At 41.1% G+C, this 23,273-nt stretch carries 25 protein-coding genes and 1 pseudogene; 14 read left to right on the forward strand and 12 right to left on the reverse strand.

What is annotated here, in order from left to right:
- Positions 1-29 precede the first annotated feature (29 nt).
- The 8 genes from V7K31_RS00665 to V7K31_RS00700 form a co-directional block, all read right to left on the reverse strand.
- On the reverse strand, positions 30-389 hold the full coding sequence (locus tag V7K31_RS00665) for a four helix bundle protein (protein ID WP_334870759.1): 360 nt from the start codon (positions 387-389) through the stop codon (positions 30-32).
- Between the two features lie 52 nt (positions 390-441).
- Positions 442-1,914 carry a TldD/PmbA family protein gene (locus tag V7K31_RS00670; protein ID WP_335091994.1) on the reverse strand — a complete coding sequence of 491 codons (1,473 nt, stop codon included), beginning with the start codon at positions 1,912-1,914 and terminating at the stop codon, positions 442-444.
- A 637-nt stretch (positions 1,915-2,551) separates the two neighbouring features.
- The gene (locus V7K31_RS00675) at positions 2,552-3,376 is read right to left on the reverse strand and encodes a glycosyltransferase family 2 protein (RefSeq protein ID WP_335091995.1); all 825 of its coding nucleotides are present in this window, start codon (positions 3,374-3,376) and stop codon (positions 2,552-2,554) included.
- Positions 3,377-3,421: 45 nt separating this feature from the next.
- Positions 3,422-4,726, reverse strand: coding sequence for an NAD(P)/FAD-dependent oxidoreductase (locus tag V7K31_RS00680; protein ID WP_335091996.1), 1,305 nt, complete (start codon positions 4,724-4,726; stop codon positions 3,422-3,424).
- Between the two features lie 87 nt (positions 4,727-4,813).
- Complete coding sequence (locus V7K31_RS00685) at positions 4,814-5,170, reverse strand: EamA family transporter (RefSeq protein ID WP_335091997.1); 357 nt, start codon at positions 5,168-5,170, stop codon at positions 4,814-4,816.
- 36 nt (positions 5,171-5,206) lie between these two features.
- On the reverse strand, positions 5,207-5,581 hold the full coding sequence (locus V7K31_RS00690; protein ID WP_335091998.1) for an EamA family transporter: 375 nt from the start codon (positions 5,579-5,581) through the stop codon (positions 5,207-5,209).
- A gap of 344 nt (positions 5,582-5,925) precedes the next feature.
- Positions 5,926-6,087, reverse strand: coding sequence for a hypothetical protein (locus V7K31_RS00695; protein ID WP_335091999.1), 162 nt, complete (start codon positions 6,085-6,087; stop codon positions 5,926-5,928).
- Positions 6,088-7,194: 1,107 nt separating this feature from the next.
- Positions 7,195-7,449, reverse strand: coding sequence for a hypothetical protein (locus V7K31_RS00700; protein WP_334823675.1), 255 nt, complete (start codon positions 7,447-7,449; stop codon positions 7,195-7,197).
- A 425-nt stretch (positions 7,450-7,874) separates the two neighbouring features.
- On the opposite strand from V7K31_RS00700, the gene V7K31_RS00705 reads away from it, so the two are divergent.
- From V7K31_RS00705 to V7K31_RS00720, 4 genes are all read left to right on the forward strand, one after another.
- On the forward strand, positions 7,875-10,034 hold the full coding sequence (locus V7K31_RS00705; RefSeq protein ID WP_335092001.1) for a Tex family protein: 2,160 nt from the start codon (positions 7,875-7,877) through the stop codon (positions 10,032-10,034).
- 13 nt (positions 10,035-10,047) lie between these two features.
- Positions 10,048-10,389: a 2Fe-2S iron-sulfur cluster-binding protein gene (locus V7K31_RS00710; RefSeq protein ID WP_335092002.1), complete on the forward strand. Its 342-nt coding sequence runs from the start codon at positions 10,048-10,050 to the stop codon at positions 10,387-10,389.
- Between the two features lie 624 nt (positions 10,390-11,013).
- Positions 11,014-11,412, forward strand: coding sequence for a phage holin family protein (locus tag V7K31_RS00715; RefSeq protein ID WP_335092003.1), 399 nt, complete (start codon positions 11,014-11,016; stop codon positions 11,410-11,412).
- A gap of 122 nt (positions 11,413-11,534) precedes the next feature.
- Complete coding sequence (locus V7K31_RS00720) at positions 11,535-11,726, forward strand: YqaE/Pmp3 family membrane protein (RefSeq protein WP_334823577.1); 192 nt, start codon at positions 11,535-11,537, stop codon at positions 11,724-11,726.
- Between the two features lie 406 nt (positions 11,727-12,132).
- On the opposite strand, the gene V7K31_RS00725 is transcribed toward V7K31_RS00720, so the two are convergent.
- On the reverse strand, positions 12,133-12,933 hold the full coding sequence (locus tag V7K31_RS00725) for a histidine kinase (RefSeq protein WP_335092004.1): 801 nt from the start codon (positions 12,931-12,933) through the stop codon (positions 12,133-12,135).
- 439 nt (positions 12,934-13,372) lie between these two features.
- Here V7K31_RS00725 and V7K31_RS00730 point away from each other — a divergent pair, with 439 nt between their 5' ends.
- From V7K31_RS00730 to V7K31_RS00760, 7 genes are all read left to right on the forward strand, one after another.
- Positions 13,373-13,597, forward strand: coding sequence for a hypothetical protein (locus V7K31_RS00730; protein ID WP_335092005.1), 225 nt, complete (start codon positions 13,373-13,375; stop codon positions 13,595-13,597).
- 55 nt (positions 13,598-13,652) lie between these two features.
- Entirely contained in the window at positions 13,653-13,988 is a 336-nt protein-coding gene (gene petJ / locus V7K31_RS00735; protein ID WP_335092006.1) for a cytochrome c6 PetJ, read from the forward strand.
- A 254-nt stretch (positions 13,989-14,242) separates the two neighbouring features.
- Positions 14,243-15,262: an aldo/keto reductase gene (locus V7K31_RS00740; protein ID WP_335092007.1), complete on the forward strand. Its 1,020-nt coding sequence runs from the start codon at positions 14,243-14,245 to the stop codon at positions 15,260-15,262.
- Between the two features lie 105 nt (positions 15,263-15,367).
- Positions 15,368-19,075 carry a CHAT domain-containing protein gene (locus V7K31_RS00745; protein ID WP_335092008.1) on the forward strand — a complete coding sequence of 1,236 codons (3,708 nt, stop codon included), beginning with the start codon at positions 15,368-15,370 and terminating at the stop codon, positions 19,073-19,075.
- Between the two features lie 197 nt (positions 19,076-19,272).
- Positions 19,273-19,545, forward strand: a complete 273-nt coding sequence (locus V7K31_RS00750; protein ID WP_335092009.1) for a hypothetical protein — start codon at positions 19,273-19,275, stop codon at positions 19,543-19,545.
- Complete coding sequence (locus V7K31_RS00755; RefSeq protein WP_335092010.1) at positions 19,542-19,694, forward strand: hypothetical protein; 153 nt, start codon at positions 19,542-19,544, stop codon at positions 19,692-19,694. The genes V7K31_RS00750 and V7K31_RS00755 overlap by 4 nt, the downstream gene beginning before the upstream one ends.
- A gap of 4 nt (positions 19,695-19,698) precedes the next feature.
- Positions 19,699-19,875 carry a hypothetical protein gene (locus V7K31_RS00760; protein ID WP_335092012.1) on the forward strand — a complete coding sequence of 59 codons (177 nt, stop codon included), beginning with the start codon at positions 19,699-19,701 and terminating at the stop codon, positions 19,873-19,875.
- Between the two features lie 152 nt (positions 19,876-20,027).
- Here the strand turns inward: V7K31_RS00760 and V7K31_RS00765 are convergent, their stop codons facing one another.
- Together V7K31_RS00765 and V7K31_RS00770 are read right to left on the reverse strand one after the other, a co-directional pair.
- Complete coding sequence (locus V7K31_RS00765) at positions 20,028-20,309, reverse strand: hypothetical protein (RefSeq protein ID WP_335092013.1); 282 nt, start codon at positions 20,307-20,309, stop codon at positions 20,028-20,030.
- Positions 20,310-20,522: 213 nt separating this feature from the next.
- On the reverse strand, positions 20,523-20,996 hold the full coding sequence (locus V7K31_RS00770) for a DUF4385 domain-containing protein (protein ID WP_335092014.1): 474 nt from the start codon (positions 20,994-20,996) through the stop codon (positions 20,523-20,525).
- 76 nt (positions 20,997-21,072) lie between these two features.
- On the opposite strand from V7K31_RS00770, the gene V7K31_RS00775 reads away from it, so the two are divergent.
- The 3 genes from V7K31_RS00775 (at position 21,073) to V7K31_RS00785 (ending at position 22,511) form a co-directional block, all read left to right on the forward strand.
- Positions 21,073-21,540 (forward strand): VOC family protein, encoded by a 468-nt coding sequence (locus V7K31_RS00775; RefSeq protein ID WP_335092015.1) that lies wholly within the window; start codon positions 21,073-21,075, stop codon positions 21,538-21,540.
- A 36-nt stretch (positions 21,541-21,576) separates the two neighbouring features.
- Entirely contained in the window at positions 21,577-22,155 is a 579-nt protein-coding gene (locus tag V7K31_RS00780; RefSeq protein WP_335092016.1) for a Uma2 family endonuclease, read from the forward strand.
- A gap of 65 nt (positions 22,156-22,220) precedes the next feature.
- On the forward strand, positions 22,221-22,511 hold the full coding sequence (locus V7K31_RS00785; protein ID WP_335092017.1) for a hypothetical protein: 291 nt from the start codon (positions 22,221-22,223) through the stop codon (positions 22,509-22,511).
- A 52-nt stretch (positions 22,512-22,563) separates the two neighbouring features.
- Here the strand turns inward: V7K31_RS00785 and V7K31_RS00790 are convergent.
- A pseudogene (locus V7K31_RS00790) lies at positions 22,564-23,262 on the reverse strand (Uma2 family endonuclease).
- Between the last annotated feature and the right edge of the window lie 11 nt (positions 23,263-23,273).

A 23,273-nucleotide genomic window follows, 5' to 3' on the forward strand; every position in this document is an offset into this window, starting at 1 on the left:
TTTGGATATTAGATTTTGGATTTTGGATGTTATGACTTATATTTTTCTCGTAGTGTTTTTATTGAGGCAACAGTCATAGCTAGAATTTCGGTAGCTTCTTGCATTAGGCTTTTTAGTTTTTCTGCTGTCATTAATCCAGATTCAATAACAAGCTCCAACCAGTAAAGCGTTTCATCAGCTTCTTCTTCCACGATACCGAGTTTGGCAATTAAATCAGCTGTTGATTTAGCTCGACAGGCTGCTCGATAATTAGCACCAACTGAAGTTGCTGAACGTAACAACTGTTTGCCAATGACATCAGCAATTCTAGTTTGTGGCAGTTGCTCAACTAGACGAATAACTCGTAATGCCAGCTGCTTTGTTCTAGCCTTAAACTCCTGCTCATTCACAATCCAAAATCCAAAATTTAAAATCTAAAATTCTTATCGTCCACCGACGGTCTTATCGTCCACCGACGGTAATAGAATCGACCTTGATGTGGGGTTGTCCAACTGTGGTGTAAATACTGCCACTCACAGAGCCACAAAAACCTGGTGCAAGTTCCAAATCTTGGGAACACATGGAAATTTTATTCATAATTTCCTTGGCTTCACCGATGAGAATTGCTCCCTTTAAAGGTTTGGTGATTTTGCCATTTTCAATCAAATAAGCTTCATCAACACTAAAGTTAAATTGACCTGTAGCACCAACGCTTCCGCCACCCATCTTTTTACAGTAAATACCTTTATCAACAGAGGCAAATACTTCTTCAGTGGTGTATTCGCCAGAATCGATATAAGTATTACGCATCCGGCTAGCAGCAGCAAAGGTATAATTTTGGCGACGTCCACTTCCAGTTCTGGGGTGTCCGGTGCGTGCAGAACCTGTTCTATCTGCTAAGAAGTTTTTGAGAACGCCTTTTTCAATTAATAGGGTTCTTTGAGCCGGCATACCTTCGTCATCCATGTCAATTGTCCCGAAGGCATTTTCTGAGCGCCCTTCATCCCAGGCTGTCAAACTTTCGTGAGCAATTTTTTCGCCTTTTTTGTCAGCAAAGGGAGTGGTATTGCGTTCAATTTGAGTGGTTTCTAGCAAGTGTCCGCAAGCTTCGTGGAAAATTACGCCGCCAAAGTGATTGGCCATAATGATGGGGTAAGTACCTGATTCTACGTAATCTGCGTAGAGCATTTTTCCCGCAGATTCTGCTATTTTCTCAGCAGCTTGTTGAGAATCCCAAGTTCTCAAAAAGTTGGCATCGCTAGTATTACCCGCGCGATCGCCTATTGAGGTACGATTAGCACCATCGGCACACAACAGGTTAAATCCTACTGATTGGGTGAGGCGAATATCACGGGCAAAAGTGCCGTCACTGGCGGCGATTAAAACTTCTTGCCAATCCCGGAAATAGGTAGCACGGCGCGATTGGACGTGGCTAGCTTTTTGCTTCAGGTGAGCAGTACCATCAAGGAGGACTTCTCCCATTTCGCGGATGGAGCTACACACTGGTAGCCATGCATCTTTACCTCTTTTGGTGGCGTAATCTCTCAATAATTCCAGGTTGATTTCTGGGATGAAAGCTTTAGGAGTAGGTAATTGCAATCCCAGAATAGAAAGACCTTTTTCTAAGGCTGCTTTCAAACCGGAAAAAGAAAGGTCATTGGTGCTAACGTAGCAGTCAGCTTTACCGCGAAAGACTCTAACTCCCGCGCCTGTAGACAGACTCGGTGAAATACTGGTGATGGAGTCGTCTTCTGCAAGACAACTAATATAGTTGCGATGCTCTAAAAATAATTCGATGAAGTCAGCACCGGCGGCGCGTCCTAGTCCCAGGAGGGTAGCCAGGGGGGCTTCCCAGGTTTCATCGAAACGCTCTGGTGTGGAGGAATATTGCAGGGTGGGAAGTTGATTCGAGAGAAGTAGCGTACTTGTAAGCATGGGTAGCCTCGTCTGCTGGCGTAATTCAGAGATTTGACTGAAAAATCGTAGTGTGTTCAGTCTAACAAATGAGCGAAAGCCAGAGTCGGCAATTAAGTAGTAGGGGTTTCCCCACCTTGTTAGTTCACTTTTCACCCTTACAGCTATTTTCCTATTTTCAGGTAAATAGACCAAGCGGTAGGGGCACAGCATTGCTCATACGTGTCAACTTAACGTGAAAACCTTCCTAGAACCAGCTTTTAGATTGTCTCGTTAAGAGTCTCCGACTGGGAATGCCGTTCTAGAGGCTCCGCCTCCTGGCGCCAGAGCCGCCAGGAGGCGCATTTCCAGCCAGATGCTGGAAACGAGGATTTTAAAGGGGTTTGCGCTTAAGTTGACACCAATGAGCATTGCTGTGCCCTTACGATAGATACTAAACGATGTTCTGCAAGTCAGGCACAGTTTTGCTTATGGCTTTTCCATTTCCGCATGTTCTTGGACACAAACACCTACTGGGAAAGTTCGACTGACTGCTAAAGCTATTAAGGATGTTGATGCCTTGTTACAATATCTTGTCGCTGTTACTGATTTTGGCATGAAGCAAAATATTCAAATTATCTATGGCATAGTTGCACCTTGGTAATAAATGAAGAGAAGTTTATTTACGATTTGCCATTTTCAGTGGAATTCTTGCAGTTTCTTGCTCATTGAAACTCTGAGCTAAATTGGAACTTTGTCCTGTCGATGTTAGATTCTTAAACAGGAGCTTTAGGGTTCGAGTAATAGTTTTAATAATTTTCATTTTGCTGGCAGTCGGCTTTTGATCGTATCTCAAAACCATTGGAACTTCTATAATTTTTGGTTTGAGTACTTTAGCTTTCAACAGTAAATCTATCATACAAGCAAATCCACTTTCAGTAAATAAACTGTCACCATAATACATATCCAGTTTAGTGACGAAAGTACGGTTATACAGCCTGTAACCACAAGTGTAGTCTCTTACACCTGGTACACGGGCTGCAATTCTAAAAAGCCAGCTAGCTCCGTAACTCATTATCTGTCTAAATGTTGATAAGCCTATGACTTTAGAGCCTTTTCGATATCTAGATGCGATCGCAATATCATAGCTACCAGCTATCATGGTGTCATACATCTTGATTAATAGTTCTGGTGGTTGAGTGTTGTCGCAATCCATCGCAGCTAAAAAATCCCCTTCTTGAGAAATTTCTAAGAAGGTTGTGAAACCTGTTTTAATTGCTTCACCTAAACCAGCATTTTTGGGATGTTGGACTAATTTCAATAATATCCCTAGTGATTGAGATTCTTCTAAAGCAGTTTGAGCAGTTGTATCACTACTGCCATCATCAACAACAATCAGTTCTATCTCCATATTAAAGATTTGCTGCAATGTTTGAAACCTTTTGAACAAGGAACGAATTGATTCTTGCTCGTTGTATGCGGGTAAAAGAACAAAAAGACTCATAAAGACCTCGGATTATTTTTAAAATAAAATACCATTACTTGAATTTCAAGAATTCAGTAATGTTGATTTTTTGAGAAATTCATCGACTTGTCGCACAACTGCGTTGTTGTTAACGCTATCGTTGACCAACTGTGAGGTATTGACGACGAAAAAATCATCGTTTTCAGTACTCACTTTCGGAACAAGACTTGAATAATCTAAAACTTGTAGTGGCTGTACTTTAATAGCTCGATTCATGTGTGCTGCCACAATATCATCTGCTTTGAGTTCTGGGAACATCAAACGTATACCCTGGAAAAATACTTGGCGCAATTCATCATCTGGCTGTTTTAATAACGGGTCAGTGGAAAGTATATATTTTGGTAAGAATGTCATGTGATATCCTGCCGTTTCCTGTAAAGAAACTAAGTTACTCATACCGATAACTCCGGTAAAGGGAATATTTCTATCGGCAATATTTACTACGTAATAAGGAACTAAAGCCTTGCGAGTAATAAGTACCATGCAGATTACACCCAGATATTCTACTGTTTCACCTGTGTCTGAAACTTTCACCAGTCCATTAGCAGCAACCTGTTGCAAAATATTAACTGGGCCAGTAAAAATGACTTTATCAAAATGTTCCTTTTTACTCTGAGATTCTACCCAGATTCCACCCCCTGGATGAGGAGCGATATATTCCACGGCAACACCTGTGTGGATATGACCGCCAGCCGCGTAAATTAATTTTTCTATATGGTCAAAAACAGTTTTGTAACTACCTGAGATATAACCAAGTTGTTCTTTATTTAATGATGAATCCCGCGCTGAAAATAGTCGTTTGATATAAGCCCAGATAAAAACGGCTGATATTCGTTTATAATTATCTCCTAATTTGGATAGAAGCAAGGGTTTCCAGAGCTTTTCGTATGTGTTTTTACCACCGAGTTTCAATAGCCAATCTTCAACTAAAATCTTCTCTAAGCGCCGCCAGTTCTTAAGGCGTGAACCATACAGAAGAGTAAAAGCTAATCTGATTTTACCTATTAGTCCAAACAGAGGAAAGCGCAGAAATTCGATAGTGTTACTAATAGAATAAAATTTTTGATTGTCGTAAAAACCTGTTAAACTTCGATGCCAACGCAGTTTATCTCCAAGACCAATATCTCTGAGAAAATTGATTAAGTGAGTATCAGAAGGTAGGATAACGTGATAAAAACGATCCCAGGTAAACAATCCGTAATCATGATAGGTAGTAAGTCCACCAAGCTGCTTGTTGCTATCAAATACAGTTACTATATGTCCTTGATGTGAAAGACGTTGGGCTAATACTAGCCCAGTTATACCCCCGCCAATAATGCCTATATTCATAAATTTAGATTTTTGTAAGGATACTTTTGAGATTTATATTTCAGAGGTATTTAATATTAACAACCTCAAGAATTGCAGTTTTAGCTCTTAATGTACAACCAGAATTACGCCAGTTATAATAATGGAAATTCCTAACCACTGCCTAAAGATAACCTCCTCTTTTAAAAGATAGTGACAAGCAATTGGTATAAGTGCATACATTAATCCGAGAACTGGAAATGCTTGACTTAGAGGAATTGTCCGCAATACATAAAGCCACAATATAGTCATAAATGTATAACAGATAAACCAAATCAAAAAATAAGGAGAGAATAATAGATTTTTGATAGATGTGCTTTCTCCCTTAGTAGGGCTAGAAATGTAAAGTCCATACTTGAGTGATACGTTAGCTGTTGTTCCGAATAAAACTACAAGCATTAAAATTAGCCAAGTAATGATGTTCATTTTTCAATACTTTTTGTAAAATTTACTATAATAAATTTAGATAGACTTTTTAATGGGAATAGCCACTAAAATAACACCAAGAAAAATAGTGATGACTCCTGCTATTCGAGTTCCTGTAATCACCTCATTAAAAAAGTAGTATGAACCGAAAAGTATGCCGACATAATTTAAACTAGTGAGTGGATAAGCAATACTCAATTTTACAGAACGCAGAGCCAATATCCAATTTACTACTCCCAAGCAATAAACACTAACAGCTAATATTAATTTTTGAAGAAATACCCAAGTAAATAATTCCTCATTTGCATTACTCATAGTATGCTTCATCAGCAATTGCCCAGAAATACTAAATAAAATACTGACAAACAGGATGATATAAGGAATTATTTTAAAATGGGAAATTTGCGACATAGATTTTATAATACATTTACCTCAATCGAGATAGTAGGTATGAACCGGACAGGAAACAGTCCGTTGTTTTGAACGTTTTCGATCTCGGTAACACCTTCTGTACAATTTGACTTCCACTTCAGTAAATAGACAACAAAATTAGGGAGGCTATCTTGAAGGGACTGATATCAAAATGACTGGTGAAGCTCATGTCCTAGAGTTAGCAACTAAATATTATCCAGGTTGCATAATAGTACCTGTATTATGGAAGCGTCCGATATTATCGGAGTAGAATACGCTAAATTTGTTCACTGAGTTATACTCCCAGACAAACCAGTTTTCTTCTTGGCAATTAATTGGCATAATCAATTTAGGCTTTCTTTAGCCCAACTGTGAATTATAGAAACCTTCTGTGTCAGCCAGTTATGCTTCAAGACTACTTTTGGCGCGATCGCAATATCTAGGTTATAAAGGATACAGATATAGTGAAGGTTGCGGGTTTTGCCACAAATTTGTTCTGATACCATAGAATTGATCTAGGCTCACAGACATATCTGTAACCTCGGCTGGGAATTAAGCCGATTCATAAAAATTTGTACTCAAGGGCGTTTAAACACAACAAATTGCAGAAGTCTGCTTGGCTGCGGAAACCATAGATAAATCAGTCTATAGGAATGCGCTTTACAGGTTTCTGGGGAATTTTCCTGAATGTCCAAATGGAATTTTTGATCACACTAACGGCTAATGTAAACTAGCGTTGGCTGATCAACTCGCATATTAATGTTGATTGCATCTGATTTGAGATGTTTTTACATTACTTAGTATTAGGTTGGCTTAACTTGTTCTTAATTACATGAAATTTTAACTAAAGATTTACTTTAACTTTATTATTACATGTAATTACCTACTAGAATACCATGAGAAAAGCGTGTTGCAAATTTATCGCCTCACTTCATCAAAAATTCATTTACCGAAAATATATTTAAACAGAAACTTCATCAAATCTAAACTTTCCTCTAGATGAATTTTCATTTTTAAGGATTTGTGCATTTATGAAGCACTTTCTGGCTAAGAAACTTACAGAAATAGCGATTTAGTCTCAGACTCTAGAAGTTCAAAGCTAAGAGTTTGAGAAAGCAGAATTTCAATTTGAACAACAGTGTAAACAGTGGCAAATTGTAGTACAAAAATACATTATTTGCAGCACAAGTTATAAATGCAACCAAGAGTCTGAATAGTTTTTTATTTATCCACGAAAATTTTGAAATTCAGATATCTCAGACATAATTTAGTTGAGAGCTAATTCAGACACTAAGTAAGTTGGAAGAGCCTATTTCTGAATTCTCTCATCAAAGTTTATTTGATACTACGATTGATTGTAAGCATACTTTTAAAAGTTGGCTTCGCCTTACAGATGGAAAAGCTCAACAATACCTAACCATAGCGTTTATCGGCTGAAGGAGAAGATCAAGTTTGCCATTATTAGGAAATATTTCATTTCAAAACCATACTCATACAGAAGAATTTCCCATAAAACGTTACCAACTTCCGTGTTTAAAGACATTCCTGGGTTAGGTGTCTGATAATTTTCAGCAGTTTAAAGTTGATAAAAAATTATTGAGTGGTAGTTGGTATTATTTAATTTCTCTAAATTGTTTTCTTGTGGCTTGAGTTTGTTTTAACTCATTTTCCTGCAAAAGCCTGTTGGTAATAATTAAGACAATGATTAACAATCCAAACTGAATCTGCCAGGGTGCTAATACTAAAGTGAAAATCAAGCTAATAGCTGCAAATACACCTGCAAGATATGCAATTTCATCAGTACTCTTTTTAAATAAGTAGCCAGTGGCTAAAGCCGTACATAGTGGGATCAAGAAAAACAAAGGCATTTTACTCACCTCTGAACTAAAGGTTGTAGTTGTTTATGAAACAAACTTTTTGTAATTAGGGATAATTTTACATTCAATCGGGTTTTAGCCACAACAGTCGAGCGAAATAAATATTATAGAAAGTCAAGATTACGCAACGTTGTATATTACACCAATTGGAATAATTATTGCGACAGATGAAGCGCCCAAAAGCTTGGCGAATAGCTCCTTGTTCTGTGGTTGATGCTGCGCTATGCTATACAAATTATGATTCGCCTACGCGGATTGAAAGGGCTTAAAATTTGCGTAGGTGGGTTTTGTTTATTTCGCCAATTGCACTCTTGTGAGCAATCATCTGGTAAATTGGCTTAAAACTTTGGCCTTGCACCAGGATAATGAGCTAGCATATCACCTTTAAGAAGTAGCATTTTCATTTTAGACACCTAATGCTGAACATTCCCCAACTACTGGCAACTGAAATAAACCTCAAACCCCATCAGGTACAAAACGCGCTGGAACTTTTGGCGGAGGGTGCAACAATTCCCTTTATTGCACGTTACCGCAAAGAGCGCACCGATGAGATGAATGAAGTGCAACTACGTGAACTGGCTGATCGATATACTTATTTAACAGAACTGGAAGAACGAAAATCGGTGATTTTAAGTGCGATCGCTCAACAAGGTAAACTTACAGATGAACTCAAAGCCAAAATCTCATCCTGCTTACAAAAAACCGAACTTGAGGATTTATACTTACCCTATCGACCAAAGCGACGCACCCGCGCCACCATCGCTAGAGAAAAAGGACTCGAACTACTGGCGGAGTTCATCAAGTCGCTAAATGTCAAAAATGCTGCAACGGCTTCTCTGGAGGAAGAAGCGGCTAAGTATATTTCTGAAACGAAGGGAGTCAAAACAGCAGAAGAAGCGCTCAAAGGTGCTGCTGACATTTTAGCGGAAGAAGTAGCTGAAAAAGCTGAGTTACGCGCATATATCCGCGACTATCTTTTAGATGAAGGGGTATTTATCTCTCGCATCAAAGATGATTATCCTGAAGGTACAACCAAATTTGAGATGTATCGTAACTATCAAATTAGGGTAAAAAATATTGCACCTCACAATATGCTGGCGTTGTGTCGGGGTGAAACTGAGAAAGTATTAAGCTTTGAAATTGCTTTTGATGAGGATACAATACTTTACTATCTTGAGTCAAAAGAAATTAAAACCAAAGTCCGCACAATTCGGGATTTTTATCAGGCGATGTTGAAGGATGCATTCAATCGTTTGATGAAAGCCTCTCTCATGGGAGAAGTAATTTCTGAGAATAAAGTTTATGCAGACATGGAATCAATTAAGACATTTGAAACTAATCTGCGGGAGTTACTACTGTCTGCACCAGCAGGAATGAAACCAACGCTGGCGATAGACCCTGGATTTAGAACTGGGTGTAAGGTTGCAGTCCTCGACCAAACTGGGAAATTTTTGGAATACCAAGCGGTATTTCCCCATCAAGCGGCTGAACAACGACTCAAAGCAGCACAAACTGTCAAAAATCTCATTGAAAAATTCAAAATTGAGTTAATCGCCATCGGTAACGGTACAGCCTCCCGCGAGACAGAGGAGTTTGTGACGCAAGTATTGCAAACCATAGAACGCAAACCAGTTAAGGTGATGGTAAATGAGTCTGGCGCATCTATATATTCTGCGAGTACTGTGGCGTTAGAAGAGTTTCCCGATTTAGATATTACCGTGCGCGGTGCAATTAGCATCGGTCGCCGTTTGCAAGATCCTTTGGCGGAACTGGTGAAAATCGATCCCAAATCCATTGGTGTGGGACAATATCAGCACGATGTCGATCAGAAGTTGTTGAAAAAGAAATTGGATGACACTATCGAAAGTTGCGTTAATTACGTCGGCGTAGATTTAAACACCGCCTCCAAAGAACTTCTGACTTCCGTCTCTGGGATTACGGCAACAGTTGCCAATAATATTGTCGCCTATCGTAACCAGTATGGAGCCTTTAAAAATCGCCGTCAACTTTTGAAAGTTCCCAAATTGGGGCCGAAGGCTTTTGAACAAGCAGCAGGTTTTCTGCGGATTCGCGGTGGTGACAACCCATTAGATAATACAGCAGTGCATCCAGAGAGTTATTCTGTAGTAGAAGCGATCGCATCTGATCTAAATGTGCCATTAAATCAGGTGACACAAATTGCCGAAAAACTCAAAAAGACCAACCTGAAGAAATATGTTACCGATAGCGTTGGCGAACCCACACTACGCGACATCCTCAGCGAACTAGAAAAACCAGGTAGAGATCCTCGTGCTGAGTTTAAGTATGCCACCTTCAAAGAAGGAATTAAGGAAATCAGGGACTTAAAGGTGGGAATGGAACTAGAGGGAATCGTGACGAATGTCGCCAACTTCGGCGCGTTCGTTGATATCGGGGTACATCAAGATGGCTTAGTGCATATATCCCAACTTGCTGATAGATTTGTAGACGATCCCAACAAAGTTGTCAAAGTTGGACAAGTAGTTAAAGTGCAGGTGCTAGAAATCGACGAGAAACTCAAGCGGATTAGTTTGTCGATGAAAGCAGTTAAACAATAATTAAAAATAGCAGATGGCAGTTTATCAAGTTCGATTCATCAATTCTACACTTGGGTTAGATCGCACCATTCAAGTACCAGACGATCAATATATTCTGGATATGGCAGAAGAAGCTGGTATTCGCCTACCATCTGGGTGCAAACAAGGTGAATGTTCTGCCTGTATCGCCAAACTCATTAGCGGTGAAGTTGATCAAAGTGAGCAAAAATTTCTGCGTCCAAGTGAAATCCAGGCTGGTTATGTTGTTACTTGTGTAACTTACCTTTTATCTGATTGCACTTTAGAAACCCATCAAGAACAAGTCTTGTATAAATCAGCCCTTTACTATCAGTCTGAGTCGGGAAAATCTGAGTGATTGTTGGACTATGACATTAAATTAATCTTAAATTTGTCGGGTGCGTTAAATTTGTTTATAACGCAATACGCTTGGGTTACAGCAGAATTCAAGTATTTGAACCACATCTTTCGTAGGGAACATTGCTGTGCCCTTACCGCGTGGTCTATTTACCTGAAAATAGCTGTAAGGATAATTGTAGGTTGGGTTGAACGGGTTAAGCCTCATAGCCACTCAGATACCTCACCCTGGTTTTACGTAGTAAAACCTGTCCCTCTCCTTAGTAAGGAGAGGGATTAAAGATAGGACAGGGTGGGGTTTTAGAGGACTTTTGAGTAATCCGATAACTTGTGGGTACACCGTAGCCTAAAAGAAGAGAGGCTTTGAATTTTACTCCCCAACGCTACAAGGGTTGAGGTTGGGGGTTAGGTCTGTATTGGACTCAACAGAGAAGCGCTATAACGCACCCTTAAAAACATTACATCACGGCAATTGCATCTATATTATAACCGCTATAGTTTTCTCAATGATAGACCTAATGGTAGAAGTAAATTCTATCTTGCAAGAGAGGTTAAAACGTAGCAGATAGTTAAAGATGAGATAAGAGGTTTCAAACGAAATATCTTTATTTCTTAGGTAAAAACAATGTTGACTCCATTATTAACCGCGCTAGCTACAGCTTTGAGCCTGTTGATTGTTGATTTAATTGTTCCAGGCGTTAATATTGCTAATTTTCCAGCAGCTTTGATTGCCGGATTAGTAATTGGTCTAATTAACGGTTCATTTAAACCAGTTCTGTCCACTCTTTCTCTACCACTTAACTTAGTCACATTTGGGGGATTTTCGCTGATCGTCAATGGTTTGTGTTTCTGGTTAGCAGCATTGCTAATTCCTGGGTTCTCAGTTCACGGAATTATTGGTTTTCTTTTAGGTCCAGTAATTTTATCTTTTGCTAACACCTTCATTAACAACTACTTTGTTGAAAGAAACCTTTTAACCAGCAGTGGTGATGTAAAAAGCCAAAATGAATTACCTTCAAGATAAGTATTACAGGGAGTAGAAATACCAATCTTACTGATCACGTCTCTACTCCAAATAAAATATCCGAAGGTGGATTTCCTCATTCGGCATCTTCAAATTAAACAAAATCACAAAGTTGTAACATCATGAAAATAGTTCGTTTTCTTCTAGGTTTACTACTGCCTCCTTTAGGCGTTTTCCTGACAGTTGGAGTTGGCCCAACTTTGTTTATTAACATTTTGCTCACATTTCTAGGTTGGCTACCCGGTAGTATTCATGCAATTTGGGTTATTGCCAAGCATGAAGAACAACTTAATGAAGGAGGACGTATTTACTAAGTAAGTGGGTCAAATTAAATATAAAACCTCACCCCTGCCTCCGGCTTCCCTCTCCGAACTCACGGAGAGGGATTGAGGGTGAGGTTTGATCTTAATATTTAATTACGCCTAGCTATTTAGTACGCAAGATTAATTTTAAGGACTTCTAATTAAGTAAGGTGCGTTAGCTATAACAGCGTAACGCAGCAGTTTTTATGTATGGAATCTGCTATTGTGTTAAGCGGATATTTCGAGATAATTTGTCAATAAAAACATTTCTGTAAAGATGCACCATACTATAGGGGTTCTCAGTTGAGTGAGGTTAAAAGAACCCCACCCCCAACCCCCTCCCCGCAAGCGAGGAGGGGGCTATGAGCTAGCTGATTTAATTAGGAAAAGCTATAAATCAATTAAAGACTAAAACAGTCTATTTATGAATAGTGTCTCGCTCTTTAGCAGCAGGTTCCTTATCTTTGAATAAGTCAGCCGCCGTTAACAGTAACTGCCTCAACGTTTGTTTGATTTGGCGCTCTTTTTTCGCTAGAGATGTACCAGCTTCACCTAGTTGGTCTTCTAGCTGCGATCGCTTTTCTCCTACCTGTGCAGCCATAGATTCTGCTTGGGGACGAGCTTTATCATACCAGTGTTTAGCCTCGTCTAGATAATCTTGAACCTCCATAGTACGTCCGCCATAGCGTGCAGCTAAGTTAGCTCGGACAATGGCTAGCTGCGCTTGCAGTTGCGCGTAACGTTTCTTTAACAATCCTGCTTCTTCACTATCCTTAATAGCATTGACAGCAGAATCAATTGCAGTTTTGGTACTAGGAGTTCTTTCCTTACCCGTCTCTTCAATTTCTGCCAAAATCACATCAACCTCTTGCTGGAGTTGTTCTTCTTCACCATCTAGTTGAGCTTGTAGTCGCTTGATATCTGTCTGAGTTTTAGCAATGCTTTCGTGTCTTTGACTATTAATTCCTTCCAGCGCTCCTTCAATGGAAGCTGTCACATCATCTTTGAGTTCGCTACCTTTTTCTTGGAAGTTTTCAACTACAGCAGAAACTGCATCTCTAACAAGACTACGAAGTTCACTAGAACCTTGTTTAAACTCAGAAGCTACTTGAGAAACTGCCGATTTCACAATTTCTCGAATCCGATCAGTTCTTAATTGTCCGGTTTCTTTCGCTTGTTGCAGGTCTGCTTGAATTTGTTGTTTGATATTGTTAGGCATTTTTAACTCTTGGGATTTAACTAAAATATTTTCTAGATATGTTCATACACCCATATTATGGCGTAGTCTGATTGGACTAGGCACTTCCTTTAGATAGAAAATTACAGCCCCAAAAAGTTCAGGAGTGCTAAGTGCTGAGTAACCAAGAGAGATAAATCTAGGGGATTGAAGTCAGGACGGATTATAAATTGATTGCACTCTCCGCCCGAAATAAATGCATTTTTTCTTCCATACCGTCGATGTTGCGGCAACTCTTGGAGACCCTACGCGAACAAACATGAGTGTGCTGTTAGCGATAGCGGGGCGTTTAGCCCGTGCAATTAATTTTACTTTTTACTCAGCACTCGTTCCTGGGCACTCAGCACTGTTTCAGTGATGTGTAATATGTTGCCCATTTATGAGATGATCAAGATTTAGTGATAGTCATTGGGAGTGAAATATGTGGCGAGTAAATATTACTTGTTCAAGCGATGCCTGGAAGCGTTATGGTACTGAATTTAAAGCGATCGCAGAGAAATATCAAGGTGAATTGATTGGTTCCAAAAAAATGCCAGATGGTACCCGCATCATGTCCTATAAAATTGAGGATGTTAGCGATGCCGAAGCTTTTCAAGAAGATTGTGCAAATTTTGCTGGATTTTCAACTGACTTTGAATCCCTATAGTATTGGTTATGACACTTATGCCTGCAACCAGTATGTCAAAATCAGGAGAAGTTAATTGAAAAAAATAATCACATTAGTATTAGTAACGTTTTTGTTATTAATCAGTACTTTTACTTTCCCTGCTAGTGCAGCAGACACAGTTAATGGTGAACAAATATTTAGTGTTCATTGTGCTGGTTGTCATATCAACGGTAGCAACATAATCAGGCGAGGTAAAAATCTCAAAAAGCAAGCGCTCAAGAAATATGGTATGGATTCCATAGAGGCAGTTACATCTATAGTAACCAATGGTAAAAATAATATGTCAGCCTACAAAGAGCGCCTCAGTGAACAGCAAATTCAAGGGGTTGCTGCTTACGTTCTCGAACAAGCTGAAAAAGGCTGGCGTTAAAAAGTTAGGAGTTAGGAGACGCGAGGAACATCGCGTCTGTACAGGAGTTAGGAGTTAAGACTTTAGCAGTTATTAACTCTAGCAGTCCGAAATCATTCATAATAAAGTAGAAAAGTTAAAAAGGCTGTAAAAACCCTCTTGTCAACTCACTAATTATTAACTCTTCTCACTCCTCATCCCTCATCCCTCATCCCTCACCCCTCACTCCTAACTCCTAACTTATCACTTCTAACTCCTCACTCCTAAACTTGAAAATGAACTTACCCGCAGCTAGCCGTCTCCAATTCACTCCCGATTTGAACATCTGCCGCATATTAAATGGTATGTGGCAAGTCTCCGGCGGACACGGACAGATAAATCCCCAAGCCGCTATTGAGACTATGTTCAAATATTTAGATGCAGGCTTTACCACTTGGGATTTAGCAGACCATTATGGTCCTGCAGAAGATTTTATTGGCGAGTTTCGCTGCGAACTAATTGATACTCGTGGGAAAGATGCTTTATCTCAGGTGCAAGCTTTTACAAAATGGGTGCCTCGTCCAGGTAAAATGACGAAAAAACTCGTCGAGGAAAATATTGATATTTCCCTGAGAAGGATGAATGTAGAATCGTTAGATTTGATGCAATTCCACTGGTGGGAATATCAGGATAAAAATTACCTGGATGCTCTCAAATATATGGCAGAACTTCAGACTGAGGGTAAAATTAAGCATCTAGGTTTAACTAATTTTGACACGGAACATTTGAAGATTATTACCGAAGCAGGTATCAAAATTGTTTCTAACCAAGTGCAATTTTCCCTTGTTGACCGCCGTCCCGAAGTTAATATGGTGGAGTTTTGTCAACAGCATGACATAAAGCTTTTTACTTACGGGACATTGTGCGGCGGTTTGTTATCAGAAAACTATTTGGGGAAACCGGAACCGCGAGGATCTGATCTGTCCACCGCTAGTTTGAAAAAATATAAAAATATAATCGATGGTTGGGGTGGTTGGCAATTATTTCAAGAGTTGCTGGCGATCCTCAAGGAAATTGCTAATAAGCATGGGGTAAGTATTTCTAACGTAGCAGTGCGTTACATCTTAGATCAGCCAACTGTGGGAGGTGTGATAGTTGGTGCAAGGCTTGGTGTATCTGAACATATAGAAGATAATGCCAAAGTATTTAGTTTTAGTTTAAATGCTGACGATCGCGATCACATCAATGCAGTATCTCGGCAATCACGGGACTTATATCAGCTAATCGGCGATTGTGGCGACGAATATCGGCGATGATAACTAAGCCTTTAGGAATAGGGCAAGCCTTTAGGAACAGTGTAAGCTTTCAGTAATTGAGTGATAATACGGTCAAGGTTATTGTGGAAACTACCCCTACAGGCCATGCCTCTAAACCTCACCTTCGCCCTTAGTCAAGAGCAAACTTTTGAACTGCGCTTCAACAATGTTTCACGTCACTTGAATAAAGCAGAGTTGGCAGCGCTGATTGATTTGTGTGAGCAAAATTACTATACTCAACAAACAGTAGCCTTACCCAACCTCACCCAGTTGGGACGACAACTTTATCAATGGCTAGATGGTAATGAGGGATGGCTGAGAAGGTCGCTAAATGAAGCAGATGAGCAAACAATTTATCTGGATTTGATTCAAGCCAGCGAAGCACAGGGGTTGAACCCAGAAACAGAAAGAGTAGCATTGGGATTGGTACATTTGCCTTGGGAATTACTACATGATGGTGCAGGGTTTTTAATAGAACGCCAGGATATTTCAATCTTGCCAGTGCGTTCTGTGCGGCAGCGTCAAACTCAAGTGATTGGCGTGCCAAATCGCCCCTTGCGGTTGCTGTTCATGGCGACTTCACCTGAAGATCCCAGAGTTCCACCACTAGGATTTGAGCAGGAGGAAGCGAACCTTTTGCAAGCAATTAAAGAGCAGCCTTTGGCGTTGATTGTGGAAGAAACTGGCTCGGTTGCAGAGTTAGCTAATTTGGTGCAATCCTACCCGGAAGATTATTTTGATGTCTTTCACCTCAGAGGACACGGGATAATTTATACCAAAAAAGATTACGGCTATTTGCTGCCACCAGATGCAAGATTACCAGACAATACTCCTTGCTTGCTCACCGAGGATGAGGTGGGGAACTTGCAACTTACTACCATCAATGACTTAGCTAGAGCCTTTGGCGATCGCTTTCCCCGTGTAACTTTTCTCTCTAGTTGTCATCCGAGATATATTCCTGAGAAGGGGATAGTACCCTCGCTCGCTCAGGCATTGATGAAGGCGGGAGCAGGTATAGTTTTAGGCTGGGCGTGTCCAGTGTTTCACCGCACGGGTATTGTCGCCGCACAGGCGCTCTATCGAGCTTTGGCGACGGGGGCAACTGTTGAAGCAGCAATCAAAGCGGCGCAGCAGGAGATGATTGACAACGAATGTACCGACTGGCATCTGTTGCGGATCTATCGGCATACGCACGCGATCGCCGAACTAGTGACACCACTGAGAACAAGAAATCGCCAAAGGTTGAAGTTCACAGCGCCAGAGCCAGAATTTCTGGATGAGAATAATCAAATCAAAGTTGCCAGTCTGTTTGAATTTGTCGGACGCAGGCGACATTTGCAACGGTGTCTCAAGGCATTGCGCCAAACCAGCGACCAAATCGGTGTGTTTATTACCGGGGTGGGCCGACTGGGCAAAAGTAGCTTGGCGGCGCGGTTATGTACCAGGGTGCAGGCGCAGCGTACTAATTTTGCGCGAGTCGTGTTGATTGGCCTTCTGAATGAGTGGGGTTTGCTAAATCAGCTTTCCCATAAATATGAGCGGTTTGCAGATGTACCCGCACTTTTGAATCAACCAAAAGTAACTCTCAAACGGCGGTTGCAAAACTTTTTTAAAGCAATTGAAAACGTCCACAACCAACCCCTGCTGCTGGTGCTGGATGACTTTGAGCAAAACATCCCCAACCGGAATATTGAAGATGGCTCATTGCGGATGACGGCAGAGGCTTACGAGATTTTAGAGGCGATTTGTGCAGCATTGGCAAAAACCGGGGCAGAAAGTCGGCTGATTGTCACCTGTCGCTATTTGAAAAAAGACACCTTGCCACCCCATCGCCTGCACTTGGAATCTTTGGCAGAGATGAGCAGCAGTGATATTGATAAAATCTGCTTTTCCTTAGATAAAGAAGTTAGGCAACAGTTAAAAACTCAGAGGATTATTAACATTGCCAATGGCAACCCTGGTTTGCTGAAGTGGCTGTTGGAGGTGATTGGGCAACTAGGACTTGCGGGCGATGAACTACTGAATCGGCTGGAGAAGACTGAGCAAAAGTTTCGTGAAAATACTTTAGCACAAACTCTGCTGGATGCCTTGCAACCGGAAGAACAAAAGTTTCTCGCCCAGTTGAGTGTGTTTCATCTGCCTGTGACAGAGAAGACAATTAGTGTTTTCACGCAGAACCTCTCCCCAACCCTCCTCCTACAAGGAGAGGGGGGAGTTAGGCCAGACTTACCTAAGCTTCTGGGCCTTGCAAGCATCCCAATTTTGCACAAATACATTCGCCACTACACAAACCAAGTCCGCTCTGTCCCTGGCGCGGACACCAGAGGAGAAGTTCTGATGCCTGGGTTGGGCTACGCTAACGTCGGTTCCCTTCCTTCAGACTTCTCTGTGCGCGGACTAATCCTAGTCTCCGTATTGCTTCGCAGAAGCCATACCCCTTTGGGAAAGCGAGCTAAGAGCCGCGTCTCCATCAGGAAAAAGCTAGGCAGACTTTGTTTTAGCCCCACCAAACTTCCAGACTGTTCGCGTAGCGTCTGCTTGAGGGAGGGCATTTTGCACATTTGGGATGCTCCCGTCAGCCTTAGCCTAGTCGAGTCCGCCACCACTAACCCCACCCAGCCAGCTAATTACCGAGTGACGACAATTTTAAAACCATTGCTGGAATCAGTGTTGAGTGAGTCAGAGTGGCAAGCAACCCGACAGCAAGCGGTGAAGAAAATCTATCAAGTTTGGTGGCAGGACTCTAACCAACGTACACAAGCAGAAGGACTGGAAATTGTCCGTTTGGGGCTGCTGGCAAGAGAGCAGGAAATTGCTGTTAGCGTTGGGGATAAGATTGCAAACGGTTGGGTAAACAATTCCCGCTTTGTAGAAGCTTTTGATTTATGTGAGCAAATCTTGGCAGTTTTTCCAGACTACCGCATCTTGATAACCATTGCTCGTGTCGAAGAGGTTTTGGGTTTTTTGCAACAGGCTGTTGTCCATTTTCAGCAAGCCTTAGACCTTTGCCCTGAAGAGAACTTGCAAGAACAAGCCGCGACGCTACACAAAATGGCAGGGTTAAAAGCCGAACAAGGAGACATCTCAGGAGCGATCGCTTTCTATAAACAGTCTTTGCAAATCGAAGAAGATATCAACGATCTACTAGGGAAAGCCACAACACTACACGAAATAGCAGGGTTAAAAGCCGAACAAGGAGACATCTCAGGAGCGATCGCTTTCTATGAACAGTCTTTGCAAATCGAAGAAGATATCAACGATGACCTAGAGAAAGCCGCGACGCTAGTAAATCAGTCTTACTGGGCGGCTGAAACTGGAGATCAAGCTAAGGAGTTAAATTACAATTTGCAAGCTGCTGTCACACTTGCACAAATACGTGCATACATTAATTTGGTGACGGTTCTGACTAACTTAGGTGTAGCAGATGAAAGTAACGGTTTGGTTTATCTAGCTCAAGCAATCTGGCTGACACTGAAGATTCAACCTCCCCTAGCAGAGACAATTGAGTTAATCAATGTTTTATATAATAGAGTGCCTCAAGGTGATGAATTAGAAGCTTTGCTAGGAGCAACGGCAATTTTCTTTTGCAACTACCGAGGTGAAGGTGATCCGCAGTTAGAAGAACTCCAAGAGTGTAGTTTCGAGATCATATCAGGGGCGGCGGATAGCCAAGGAATTGAAACAGAGGAAAGGTTTAATATTTGGTTTACTCAGCAACGGCTCAACGATCCAGAATATTTCCTCCCTCGACTCAATCAACGCCTAGAGGAGATAGTCGGGGATGGGTGGTTGTTTGACCCCAGTCAAGTTTAGATGGCGGGATCAGTCTAGATGCTCCCATCGCATCTCAGTTTTGCAAATATACCATAAGAGAAACAAGATTCTTGCTCCCTCTCCAAAGCATCCCAGAGGGTTGGGGTGAGGTTTCACAAGGCTTTTTACACTCATTGAGATGCTCCCAGATGCGATCGCGCTACTCTTAAATTAATCGCTAACAATGTAACCAGCTTATGCAGTCCTTCAATATCACACTGCCAGATGCGATCGCTAATGCTCTCAATGCCTATATCAAAGATCAGGAAGTTTCCATACCCGCGAATGTCGTTGCAGAAAATGCTTTAGAAGATTTCCTTTGCCAACGTGGCTATTTACTTCCACGAAAGCAAGGTCTATCTCTTACTCCTCCACCAAAGGGAAGTGGATTTAAAGATACATCGGCAAATCACGATAAAATTCTAGCTGAACAAGCCTTTTCACAGTCATTACCACCAAACACACCTTGAGAGCCGTATTTGCTGACACTGGTCTTTTGTACGCTGCCGTAGACGTAGACGACCAATATCATCAGCGATCGCAAGCTGAACTACAACGGATCAATACAGAAAGATTTAATAATCCTAGTTCCCTTTCCTGTTTATCTGGAAACATATAATCTTTTGCTATATCGTCTTGGAACTGAACAAGCGATTAGCTTTGCTAGACAATATATAGGAGCAGTTGATTTCGTTAATCCTTCACAGGAGCAATATATTGCAGCAGTTGAAAAAGCTGCACGTTTTCCAGATCAACGGATTACCCTCTGTGATGCTGTCACTGCCATTTTGTCAGAATAAATCAAGCTACCAGTGTGGACATATGACTATCATTTCGATTTAATGCTGGTTCAGGTATGGCGATAAACAACTATTGCCTAGAGAAAAGATGCGATCGCGCTACTCTTAAATTAATTGGCAACAATACCACATTCACGAATATCAAAGACTCATTAATGGAGTTCAAAGACTCGTTCATCCACCTCAGAACTCCGTTCATCCACTTCAGAACTCCGTTCATCCACCTCAGAACTCCGTTCATCCACCTCAGATACTTGTTCATCCACTTCAGAACTCCGTTCATCCACCTCAGATACTCGTTCATCCACTTCAGAACTCCGTTCATCCACCTCAGAACTCCGTTCATCCACTTCAGAACTCCGTTCATCCACCTCAGAACTCCGTTCATCCACCTCAGAACTCCGTTCATCCACCTCAGATACTCGCCCTGGCAAATAGAATTTGCGGCTATATAGACAAAACCCACCTTCGTGGGTTTCAAATTCCTGAGTTCGCGCAGGGGGACTTATAGCTTTTTCCTACATCATAGCCCTCCTCGCTTGCGGGGAGGGGGTTGGGGGTGGGGTTCTTGTACCTCACTTAACCCAGAAGCACTATAGTTTGTCTAACCGCGATTTCTAATCGCCAGGTATATTTATTTACAAAAGTCAAATGCTCTCATACATCTGTTTATGTTTGGCTAAAAGCTCTTGATATTTCTCATTTGTCTTTGCTTCTACCCACTTAGCTTTAAATATTGCTGCCGATTCCGCTTTAACTGAGTCTACTTCATAAGGAAGAATTTCTTTTTTATCACCTGAAGTTACCGAATTTTGTTTATATTTCCTGCCGCTTTTATGATTAGCATAACGGCGAGAGCGAGTATAACCCATTTGGATAAACTTCCGTGCCATATCCGCGCCAACAAAATCATCTTCTTCTAGATATGCAAGAAACATCTCGTAGATTTTTTCACTTGACTCTCTAGCAATATCAGGAGTTTTAAACCGCCAGTAGGGGAGGATTTCTGATTTGTATGGTTCTACCAAAAGTACACCCTGCTCACCCTTTCCAACACGATAGAGTTCAGGATGTTGCCGAAAATCGATATTTTTAAAGTCTAAAGAATAATCAAAAGCCATGCGAAGTGTTTATTATGAATAATAACTTTAAGAAAGAAGTTGAACTTCTATCTCTGTAGGGAAATTTTGTTTTATTATGCTATCTAGTACCCAATCCGTGAACAGTGTCCTAGCACCAGGAAATCTGCGTAAAGTGCATCACATTGCCCTCAACGTCCAGGATATGCCAGCTTCCCGCTACTTTTATGGCACAATCCTGGGTTTGCACGAACTCACAGGCGAGGAAGTACCCGCAACCCTGGTGGAACTTGTGGCATCTGGGAAAGTAGCCAACTTCATCACCCCAGATGGGACGATACTGGATTTATTTGGGGAACCAGAGTTATCACCACCAGATTCCAATCCAGAAAAGACTTTCACCAGAGCGTACCATCTCGCTTTTGATATCGATCCGCAGTTATTCGATCGCGCGGTGACAGTGATCAGAGAAAATAAAATAGCGATCGCACATGGCCCAGTCACTCGTCCTACTGGTAGAGGTGTGTATTTTTACGATCCAGATGGCTTTATGATTGAAATTCGTTGCGATCCAGATGACCATTAAATAATTATTTGTCAGCAAAAAACGGGAAATACTTCTATGACAGCACTGACATTAAACCTTAATTCGATTCTTAAACTGACAACAGAGCAGTTTTATCAGCTGTGTGAAGGAAACCCCGATTTACAACTAGAACGCAATGCCCAAGGAGAATTAATCATAATGCCACCAACGGGAGGAGAAACGGGAAGAAGTAATGTTAATTTAATTCTGCAATTAGCATCATGGAATGAACAAAAGCAACTAGGCGAAGTTTTTGATTCTTCCACTGGATTTACTTTACCAAATGGTGCTGACCGTTCTCCTGATGTTTCGTGGGTAGACAAATCTCGTTGGGATAGTTTGACAAAAGAACAAAGAGAAAAATTTATTCCTTTATGTCCTGACTTTGCAATTGAAATCATCTCGCCATCTGACAGTTTGAAAAAAGTTCAAGAAAAAATGCAGGAGTATATATCAAATGGTTGTCGTTTAGGTTGGCTGATAAATATAAAAAAACAGGAAGTAGAAATTTATCGTCCAGGACAAGATGTGGAAATTTTAAAATCACCTCAAACTATTTCTGGAGAAAGTGTTTTACCTGGTTTTGTACTCAATCTGCAAAAAATTTGGGGATAATAATGTTTGCAAATGCCCAAATGGATAGAACACACAATAGTTAAAAGGACACTAGTTAATCTACTATGACCGCGAAAATCACACAAATATTTAAAGTAATTGAAGATGCGATCGCAAAACCGCCAATTCCACACGAACCATACAAGCAATCATTGAAAGCTTGGGCGATGTATTGTTTGCGCGACAAAGGTTTTATAGTCGTTTATGCTCAAAATGCCGACTTTGCCATTGAAAGAAAGGGCGAAGAAAAGCTATATTTTAAAGTTTCAAATAGCCCCGATGATTTAGATGATTCTATTAGCTGGATTGTTTGGGATAGTGCAACCAAAAGCGCCAGTCTCATTCCCAAAAAATAGACTGATGTCAAAAAATCTTACTCCCCTTCCCTTGTAGGGAAGGGGCTGGGGGTTAGGTCTGTGCGCTATATCTTCCTTCTCCAGACAACTGCTGCACAAATATTTGATGTTCTGGCGAATTTAATCCGAACTGCAATACAGCCAATACTTGCTGCATATTCCCAGCAAGTAAATCTGAGATTCACAACCACAAACCAGGAAATACTTGACTTTTGATAATTCCATCTGCGTCCACTTCTAAGGACACATATTCTCCTTGTTGCAGGCGAAACCAATCTAATTTATTTTCAAATATTTGCCAAATAATGTATTCTTTTACCCCATTCCGACCATAAACTTTTTTCTTGTCATGTAAATCAATAGCAACACTGCTAGCTGCTATCTCTATTACGAGTTCTGGCGCACCTTCTATATAATCATCATCGCTCAAACGAGATTGCCCTTTAGCTTTTGGTGTGATTAATAGCACTCCAGCAGGTTGCGGTTCATTGTCTCGATCTAAGCGGACTGTTGGCTCAATTCCCAATCTCACACCAGGAGTTAATGCTTGATAAAGTCCTAACCAACCTATTACATGGCCATGTGGTTCAGCATGACTTTCAAAGCGTGATGGGGATGCCAAGTATACAACTCCTTCAATTAATTCTGCCTTTTGATGACGGGGCATTGCTTGATAGCGTCGTTCAAATTCGTAGCGAGTCAGGCGATCGCCATTTTCTAAAGGAGGAATTCGCTGCTTGAGGTTGACCATGATTTTCTGCT

Source organism: Nostoc sp., from assembly GCF_036917675.1.
Lineage (GTDB): Bacteria > Cyanobacteriota > Cyanobacteriia > Cyanobacteriales > Nostocaceae > Nostoc.

Excerpts from the sequence above, each read along its gene's own strand:
- V7K31_RS00680 (WP_335091996.1), bottom strand. The coding sequence starts at position 4,726 with ATGAATATAGGCATTATTGGCGGGGGTATAACTGGGCTAGTATTAGCC.
- V7K31_RS00705 (WP_335092001.1), top strand. The coding sequence starts at position 7,875 with ATGCTGAACATTCCCCAACTACTGGCAACTGAAATAAACCTCAAACCC.
- V7K31_RS00700 (WP_334823675.1), bottom strand. The coding sequence starts at position 7,449 with ATGCCTTTGTTTTTCTTGATCCCACTATGTACGGCTTTAGCCACTGGC.
- V7K31_RS00750 (WP_335092009.1), top strand. The coding sequence starts at position 19,273 with ATGCAGTCCTTCAATATCACACTGCCAGATGCGATCGCTAATGCTCTC.
- V7K31_RS00770 (WP_335092014.1), bottom strand. The coding sequence starts at position 20,996 with ATGGCTTTTGATTATTCTTTAGACTTTAAAAATATCGATTTTCGGCAA.
- V7K31_RS00690 (WP_335091998.1), bottom strand. The coding sequence starts at position 5,581 with ATGTCGCAAATTTCCCATTTTAAAATAATTCCTTATATCATCCTGTTT.
- V7K31_RS00675 (WP_335091995.1), bottom strand. The coding sequence starts at position 3,376 with ATGAGTCTTTTTGTTCTTTTACCCGCATACAACGAGCAAGAATCAATT.
- V7K31_RS00745 (WP_335092008.1), top strand. The coding sequence starts at position 15,368 with ATGCCTCTAAACCTCACCTTCGCCCTTAGTCAAGAGCAAACTTTTGAA.
- V7K31_RS00670 (WP_335091994.1), bottom strand. The coding sequence starts at position 1,914 with ATGCTTACAAGTACGCTACTTCTCTCGAATCAACTTCCCACCCTGCAA.
- V7K31_RS00720 (WP_334823577.1), top strand. The coding sequence starts at position 11,535 with ATGAAAATAGTTCGTTTTCTTCTAGGTTTACTACTGCCTCCTTTAGGC.
- V7K31_RS00710 (WP_335092002.1), top strand. The coding sequence starts at position 10,048 with ATGGCAGTTTATCAAGTTCGATTCATCAATTCTACACTTGGGTTAGAT.
- V7K31_RS00740 (WP_335092007.1), top strand. The coding sequence starts at position 14,243 with ATGAACTTACCCGCAGCTAGCCGTCTCCAATTCACTCCCGATTTGAAC.
- V7K31_RS00780 (WP_335092016.1), top strand. The coding sequence starts at position 21,577 with ATGACAGCACTGACATTAAACCTTAATTCGATTCTTAAACTGACAACA.
- V7K31_RS00685 (WP_335091997.1), bottom strand. The coding sequence starts at position 5,170 with ATGAACATCATTACTTGGCTAATTTTAATGCTTGTAGTTTTATTCGGA.
- V7K31_RS00695 (WP_335091999.1), bottom strand. The coding sequence starts at position 6,087 with ATGGTATCAGAACAAATTTGTGGCAAAACCCGCAACCTTCACTATATC.
- V7K31_RS00775 (WP_335092015.1), top strand. The coding sequence starts at position 21,073 with ATGCTATCTAGTACCCAATCCGTGAACAGTGTCCTAGCACCAGGAAAT.
- V7K31_RS00730 (WP_335092005.1), top strand. The coding sequence starts at position 13,373 with ATGTGGCGAGTAAATATTACTTGTTCAAGCGATGCCTGGAAGCGTTAT.
- V7K31_RS00715 (WP_335092003.1), top strand. The coding sequence starts at position 11,014 with ATGTTGACTCCATTATTAACCGCGCTAGCTACAGCTTTGAGCCTGTTG.
- V7K31_RS00725 (WP_335092004.1), bottom strand. The coding sequence starts at position 12,933 with ATGCCTAACAATATCAAACAACAAATTCAAGCAGACCTGCAACAAGCG.
- V7K31_RS00785 (WP_335092017.1), top strand. The coding sequence starts at position 22,221 with ATGACCGCGAAAATCACACAAATATTTAAAGTAATTGAAGATGCGATC.